Raw genomic sequence first — 7,173 nt, 5'->3', positions numbered from 1 at the left:
TTTCATTAGATAGGTCTTATTGACAATAACTGACCTATTTTTTTTTACCATAAATCGTTGCATTCTTTACACCGTCTTGTTCTCAGCCTTGTTTGTCGCCCCGTCAGCTAAAATATAATGATATTGCATATAAGTTACATTTATCCCAATAAGGTCACCTGCGATCGCTCCTAACATATCGGCATCTTTCTTTTCAAGGATAGCAGATTGCAGGTAAATGAAGTACAAAATTTTCATCAAAAATCAAGTATCAAGCAGCTTTTATATCATGTCCGGCAAATTTGTTATAATTCCCGTGTTTGTGCAAATATGCTGTGTAACCACGAGAGATTACCAGCATTTGTTGATAAATAAGCTCAAAATGGGAGTAACGCTTATTCCCATTTTATTGATAGATGGGAATTTGAATTACAAACTTTGCACCTTTACCGGGAGTTGAGTAACATTGTAGTTTACCACCATGTCTTTCGCTGATGATTTGATAACTGATAGACATTCCTAAACCCGTTCCTTTACCCACAGGTTTGGTGGTGAAGAATGGATTAAACATCTGTTTTTTAACTTGCTCAGTCATTCCTATCCCGTTGTCAGCGATCGCAATTTCTATCCACTGAGAATCAACTATCTTAGTCCACACCTGAATCCGTCCAGGATTTGCTTGAATTTCTGGTAATTTTAGTTGATAATTTCGTTGTTCTATAGCATCAATAGCATTAACTAAAATATTCATAAATACCTGATTAAGTTCTCCAGCGTAGCATTTTACTAAAGGTAAGTCACCATAGTTTGTAATAACTTCAATTTCCTGGAGACTATGCTTTAAAAGCATTAATGTGCTATTAATGCCTTCGTGAATATCCACTTTTTTAAACTTGGCTTCATCCATGCGAGAGAAAGTTCGCAGAGATAAAACAATTTGGCGAATCCGCTGAGTACCAACATTCATAGAATTAAGAGTTTTTGGTAAATCTTCTTTGATAGATTCCAAATCAATCTTATTGATAAATTTCTGAATTTCTGGGTGATGACCAAAATCGTATTCTTGATATAATTCAATTAATTGAAAAAGGTTTTGAATATATTCGTGGAGAGGATTGATATTACCGTGAATAAAATTTACAGGGTTGTTGATTTCGTGAGCTATTCCTGCTACTAATTGTCCCAGACTTGACATTTTTTCTGAATGAATCATCTGGGATTGGGTACGTTTAAGTTCTTGAAGGGTTTGTTCTAAATCTTGCGCTTGTTGACGTAGTTGTCTCTCCATAAGTTTGCGATCATTAATATCTCTCGCTACTATAACCACACTATCTTCTCCCATAGCTGCAATACTAGCTTCAAACCAAACTTCCTGATCACTAATGGGTAAGCTATATTCTATTTTTACAGTTTTCTTGGTAGTAAGTGTCTGTTTCATGTGGTGCAGAAAATAATCAGCAAAAGCTGGAGGGAAAACTTCTTGTACAGTCTTACCCAATATTTCCGCAGGAGGTTTATATAGTGAGGGAGCGCTACTAGGAGCAACTTTTAAATATTTGCCCTCAGCACTTACAACCAGAATTACATCCTCAATAGCATTAAACAGTGCTAGTAGTTCGGTTTGAGAATCTTTTAGAGCTTCTTCTGTTGTCTGGTGCTTGTTAATGTCTCCTGCTTCTGAATTCATGATTTTGGTTTTCCGTTGAATTGTCCAAAGCCGCACACTTAAATGGCACGCTCGTTAAGCGTACATCATTGTACTGGCTTTGGGGTGTAGGATATATGGAATTAAGAAGAAAAAAGTGCTTTTTTACCCCAAAAATTGTGATCCTTGTTCAATCAGGGAAGGCTAAACCAGTACGCGGATCTCTGATATATAATCCTAGTGTGAGCGATCGCATGACTTCATCCCAAACAGGTATTAATTGCTCTGCTTGATCTGCCCAGTAATCAAAGGTAATTAAACACTGAATATTTGAGCCTAAACCAACACAAGTCCGTGAAAAGGCTTCCCGTGGTTCTGCTTGGGTATCAATAAACTTAATCTCACACCACATAATTCGGGCAGTTTGCCGCTTAACTGTAATCACTTCTCCTCTTTCAATGACATCACGACTGTCATTTTCCATCACTTTCTTCAAAGTGGATTTGAGGGGAAACAGAGTCCAGTCGTTTGATGGTAGGTGATTATAAGACACTTCTAAACAACAATCATCCTTGGGAGGTTTTTTATCCATAAACTTAAACGATTTTTCTTTTGGCTCAAACACCCAACTTTGGGGAACATTGAAGCGAACAGCCCCCCTCCCGGCTACAAAAATCTTATAACCATCAGGCCCTTCCCAGTGATGATCCGGTTTTAAGTCTAGGGTTTCTTTAATCCACTGGAGATTGCTTTTCTTACGCTTTGCCATAATTAAAATAAGCTCCTAAATTTTAATTTACAGTTCCATTTATTGGTGATAATTTACAGAATTTGCAAAATTTGCTTTTATTCTTCGGCTTCAAATCCAACACCTTCATATAGTAGTTCAATCGGAAACTCAAATTCAATACTTGAGAAGGTGATGATGTCTTCAGTACTATAGGGATAGTAAAGCCACATTCTTCCTTCTCCCCGATCGCACCTATAAAATTTTACTACGCGTACTCATCAACAATGTTATAAATTCCTTGGGCTAATGCAGGATCAAAGGTTAATTGTAAAATTCCTAATTCGATATTTTTCATAATTACGCTGTCTACACCTTTAGCTTTAAATCGAAACATTTCTGTCTCTGTGTTCACATCAATTTTGAAGTTATAGCCATCTACTCGCACAGAGACGATATCTTCTAGAGGAATTTTATAGGTAAACACTATAAGATACTTCAAGCGGCTGGATGTGTTGATGATTTCGACGATTTTGCTTTTGTCAGTAAAGGATATGTCTGCCATGATTTTGATGAAAATGCGATCGCTTACAGTGTAGCACTTAATTGTAATATTGTTGCAATATATACGGAGATTGACTATCATTTACTAGTATTAGGCGATATCAAGCGATCGCTCTCCCATCTATAATAGTTTTCACTCAGGTAAAATAATTGCAGCTAATCGTTCCTCAACTTCACACATATAATTCGTCAAACCCGTATCCACACCTCTTTCTCGTAGATGTTTTAAATTTGTATCTTCCCAACATTGCTTTTCCCGTTCCATATCATTTCCTGTAAGTTGTTCAACTACTACTTTTACATTTCTTATTCGTTCAGGTTCTTTCTCAGAAGTAGCACGTAATCTGTGTGACTCTAGGGAAGGATCAAAACTCAATTTATTTTTGATTTCTTCTAGAATTTGTTCCTCTTGTTGATTAAATGGAATAAACCCATTTAAAACCCATGCTTCACGTTTTGGATCAGCCGCACCAATGATAATTTCTAATTTCGGCGTTTTATTAAAATGTTCTAAACGTGCTTGTTCAATTCCTTCTTTACGTTCTGGTTGATTATCTAAATCACGGATAAATAAAACAGCTTTAATCTGTCGGTTTTTTTTGCAGAAACCGTACCAAATTAAGAATCTTGATAGATGCTGCTCCATCAGCTTTCAAGGGTACACCCTTACTATCATGTCCTAAAAATCTGGAAGGTTTATATTTTATTTGTGATTTTGCATCATCAATAATTTTGATAATGTCTCTCCAACATGAATATTCTTTTCCTTCCTCTAAACCAGTCCACTGAAAACAATGTTGCAGAATATCATCATCTAACCAATCGAATTTTTCCTTTAAAACTCGCTCGGCTAATTTAGTCGCTGTTCTGGCATCTGCACCACTTTCAACTATGACAATAAACTCAATCACTGACTTATCCTTCTACCACCCAATCTTCACCTTCAGCATCCCAAAATTCACCAGTTGTTAAAGTTTCTTTTGCCCATTCTACATCAGGATGTTCATCCAAACGTTTGGACATTGTGAAACCTGATTTACTGTTATTTAATATGTGGACTTGAGAAGGAGCAAGTGCATCAATAATATAAGGGGAATGAGTAGAAAAAATAATTTGCAGGTTGGGATTTTCGGCAATGATTTCTTTGAAAACGGTCATTAACTCACGTTGTGCTTTAGGATGAAGTCCCTGTTCCACATCATCTAATAAAACTAAATTAGGTTGATTAGGATTCATTAATACAGTTAATAATCCTAAAGTTAACATTGTTCCTTCGCTAATTGCATGGGCGGGAATACGTTCACCTGTATTCATGTCTAATATAACTTCTTGACCTGTCATTTCCTGAGTTTCTTCATAGGAAATAGATTTACCATCAACTTCGATTAAACGTTTGCGAATAACAGGAACTTTTGCTCGCTTGATGCCAACTTTGCGGACATTTGGGACAATTCGACTCAGTTTTTCTTCTATTAATTGAAATTTATCTGGAGATTCATCACGTAAAAAATCTAAAGTAGGTGCTAATAATGAACCATCAAACTCAACTCTCGGTGTAATTTCTTCACTGTAAGCTGCTTTGGCAAGATTACTTGCAACTAATTTTAGGTAAACAGTAGGTTGAAAAAAAATAGGTAAGGATGGATATGAACCATATATTTCTTCATTTGTCCAACTATTTTTATTTCCATCTAAATTCCATGATACTGTTGCAGTCCAATTATTAGTACTTTTGTTTTCCCAACTATAAGAGACTTCCCAATTGTTTTTATTCTCATTGTCCCAACAACTAATCGCAGTCACAGACATATATTTTTCCCCAATGCTGGTAATGAATTGAGGTAAATTTTCATCTTTAAAGATTTTTTCAAATGATGAACCAGATAGTTTACTTAGATTATACAATGCTTGGAGGACGGTTGTTTTACCGGCACTATTTTTTCCTACAATTCCATGCAATCGGGAATTATCGAAATTGAGTTCTGTAGATTTATGGCTTTTAAAATTATGAAGTATTAGTTTTTCTAGCATATTCTTATTTTTATTTTTTCATCATTCTTGTGGATCATTTTCAGGAGGATGTAGTCCGCTTTCAACCCATCTTTGTCGAGATTTCTGAATGAATTTTTCTCCACGACGTTCATCATTTAGATCAAGACGTTCACAGGTTGCTCGTCCCGTGGGAGTAATACCAATAATACATAAGCCGTCAGATGTCCAGATGAAGTGTTCAGACCAGATTTGCTGACGGGGATTAAACAAGGGAGTTTCTTTTCCCGTATCAGGATCAATACCCGTAGTGAAGTTATAGCGTCTTTCGTTGCAACGACGACAGGCCAGAGCAAGATTATCGAGATTATCCGTACCTCCCAGAGATTGAGGTTGCAAATGGTCAATAGAAAGAGGTGCTGTGCTGAGAAGTTCAGGGTAGTGACAGTATTCGCAGCGACATTGAGCGCGTTGTCTGACCTGCTGATAAAGAGTTTTAGGAATGGGCATGGTCTTGAGCAGCAACAGCAGCGTTAATATAACTGAAGATGTCGTCAAGTTCCCCTATAGCCTCTAATTCTATTGCTTCCTCTGGGGTGAGGGTATTTAATTTGTTTTTATCAAGGAGTTCTTGCATCCGTTCACCTAGCTTATCGGTAAATTTGAATAGCATGAGGTTGTTGATGTGTTGAATGCAGATTCCATCAGGTAGTAATTGGGAGGGTTTAACCAGTGTAGTTGTCATTGGTGGATTATCTTTAGTTTTCTTGATTTTATCATTGGATATTTAGGTGCGATCGCTCTTTGGGGTTTGGGAAGAGTGCGACATTTCTTCTACTGAGGCAATAAACAGGGAGAAACCTTTTAACCTTTGGGTAATACATCAGCAGTTTGGCTTTCATTTAATGATTTTTGAAAATCAACAATTTCTTGCTTGATAAAATTTTTAATCCTATCTTTATTGACTATCTGGCTACTGTCGATAGATATAACATTCCAAATTCCAAAAACCATGATACAGAGCATTGCAAGAGTAAAATAGCGCAGTGCAGAACGATACAGGTCTAGCATAAAATTTGTTACACGCTCATTGTAGTCTTGTGCGGAAAGCAAATCATTACATAGCATTTTGTTAAATGATTCTGAATCTGAAAATATATAACTATAGTCAGTAGTCTGACTTCGATCAATTCCAAAATATACAGTTAGTAAAAAAATGGTAAAAAATAATAAAGTAAGAGGCAAAATTGACAAAATACCTATACTATTTGCAGATGCAATACTAGTAGCACTGGAAATTACGCCCAGTAACAGAGAAGTCAAACTTAGTAAAGTGCGTGCTTTAGTATCTACTCCGTCTCGTCTATCTTTTACCTCTTTAGTTTTATCTTTAAGAAAATCAATTTTAACATCAGAAATATCTATTTTTTCAGAAGGAAGAACAAGCTCTTCTTTAGATTGATATTGTCTTTGTTGAACTTCAGAACAAGTGCATTCAATCCAGGAAAGCCGCATTAGTAACCATGTGGTATAGATAGAAGGATTCATATTTAAATCTATGATAAATCTATTTGCATCGATTTTAATAATGAGCTTGCTATATCCGTTACTCCCGCTAAGTCCAACCAAGCCCATTGACCATTTGCATTAACTTCAAAGAAAACATATTTATAATCTTTAGTTAATGCCATATCAATAGCTGCAAATCTTAACCCATAAGACCGACAAAGTTCTAAAATTTTATCTTTTACGGTTAGCGGTAAAGTTACAACCTCATATCGAACATTTAGCATATTATTTCTTCGTATATCTGTAGCTTGCAACTTATTTTGCTCAGAAGAATAAATTGCAACAGCAATGATTATTTCATCTATTACATTAACTCTGATATCATATATTTTTTCCTCTTTTTCCTGAAACAGAGTTGGGCATAAATAAAAAAGTTCTTGATTTTCATTCAGTTGATTTAAAGTAACTTGATTTGTGAAAATCAATGTATCTTCCTGAAAATTTTCTCTTTCAATATATCCATGAGAGATTGGTTTAACAATCAATTTTTCTTTACATTCTTTCCAAAAATTTATAACTTCTTCAAAAGACTGAGTAACTAAAGTTTTGGGAATTGTAAGCCCTAATCTCTCCGCACGACTTAATTGTTCTAGCTGACGGGGCGACAAACAAGGCTGAGAACAAGACGGTGTAAAGAATGCAACGATTTATGGTAAAAAAAAATAGGTCAGTTATTGTCAATAAGACCTATCTAATGAAA

General features: G+C 35.7%; 9 protein-coding genes and 3 pseudogenes. All 12 read right to left on the bottom strand.

Annotated elements, in window-relative coordinates; genetic code table 11:
* Positions 1–385: 385 nt before the first annotated feature.
* Positions 386–1,297 (bottom strand): annotated as a pseudogene (locus H6G68_RS26335) (sensor histidine kinase); the annotation flags it as partial.
* A 15-nt stretch (positions 1,298–1,312) separates the two neighbouring features.
* Positions 1,313–1,666: pseudogene (locus H6G68_RS27960) on the bottom strand (PAS domain-containing protein); the annotation flags it as partial.
* 148 nt (positions 1,667–1,814) lie between these two features.
* On the bottom strand, positions 1,815–2,393 hold the full coding sequence (locus H6G68_RS26330) for a hypothetical protein (RefSeq protein ID WP_190909283.1): 579 nt from the start codon (positions 2,391–2,393) through the stop codon (positions 1,815–1,817).
* Positions 2,394–2,470: 77 nt separating this feature from the next.
* Positions 2,471–2,599: pseudogene (locus H6G68_RS26325) on the bottom strand (Uma2 family endonuclease); the annotation flags it as partial.
* Between the two features lie 20 nt (positions 2,600–2,619).
* A complete protein-coding gene (locus tag H6G68_RS26320) occupies positions 2,620–2,916 on the bottom strand; it encodes a hypothetical protein (RefSeq protein ID WP_190909282.1) in 297 nt (98 codons plus the stop codon).
* 132 nt (positions 2,917–3,048) lie between these two features.
* Positions 3,049–3,561, bottom strand: a complete 513-nt coding sequence (locus H6G68_RS26315; protein WP_242045408.1) for a hypothetical protein — start codon at positions 3,559–3,561, stop codon at positions 3,049–3,051.
* Positions 3,497–3,826 carry a hypothetical protein gene (locus tag H6G68_RS27480; protein WP_242045407.1) on the bottom strand — a complete coding sequence of 110 codons (330 nt, stop codon included), beginning with the start codon at positions 3,824–3,826 and terminating at the stop codon, positions 3,497–3,499. Before H6G68_RS27480 ends, H6G68_RS26315 begins: the two co-directional genes overlap by 65 nt.
* Before the next feature lie 4 nt (positions 3,827–3,830).
* Positions 3,831–4,946: an AAA family ATPase gene (locus H6G68_RS26310; RefSeq protein WP_190909281.1), complete on the bottom strand. Its 1,116-nt coding sequence runs from the start codon at positions 4,944–4,946 to the stop codon at positions 3,831–3,833.
* A 21-nt stretch (positions 4,947–4,967) separates the two neighbouring features.
* Positions 4,968–5,414, bottom strand: a complete 447-nt coding sequence (locus tag H6G68_RS26305; RefSeq protein ID WP_190909280.1) for an HNH endonuclease — start codon at positions 5,412–5,414, stop codon at positions 4,968–4,970.
* Positions 5,401–5,649, bottom strand: a complete 249-nt coding sequence (locus H6G68_RS26300) for a hypothetical protein (RefSeq protein WP_190909279.1) — start codon at positions 5,647–5,649, stop codon at positions 5,401–5,403. Before H6G68_RS26300 ends, H6G68_RS26305 begins: the two co-directional genes overlap by 14 nt.
* Before the next feature lie 119 nt (positions 5,650–5,768).
* Positions 5,769–6,452 carry a hypothetical protein gene (locus H6G68_RS26295; protein WP_190909278.1) on the bottom strand — a complete coding sequence of 228 codons (684 nt, stop codon included), beginning with the start codon at positions 6,450–6,452 and terminating at the stop codon, positions 5,769–5,771.
* An 8-nt stretch (positions 6,453–6,460) separates the two neighbouring features.
* A complete protein-coding gene (locus tag H6G68_RS26290) occupies positions 6,461–7,081 on the bottom strand; it encodes an MvdC/MvdD family ATP grasp protein (RefSeq protein ID WP_190909277.1) in 621 nt (206 codons plus the stop codon).
* Positions 7,082–7,173: the final 92 nt, after the last annotated feature.

Origin of the sequence: Anabaena catenula FACHB-362, assembly GCF_014698735.1 — a bacterium.
Lineage (GTDB): Bacteria > Cyanobacteriota > Cyanobacteriia > Cyanobacteriales > Nostocaceae > Anabaena > Anabaena variabilis_A.
Note: the sequence above shows the minus strand (reverse complement) of the source record. Positions and strands in the feature narration are given on the sequence as shown.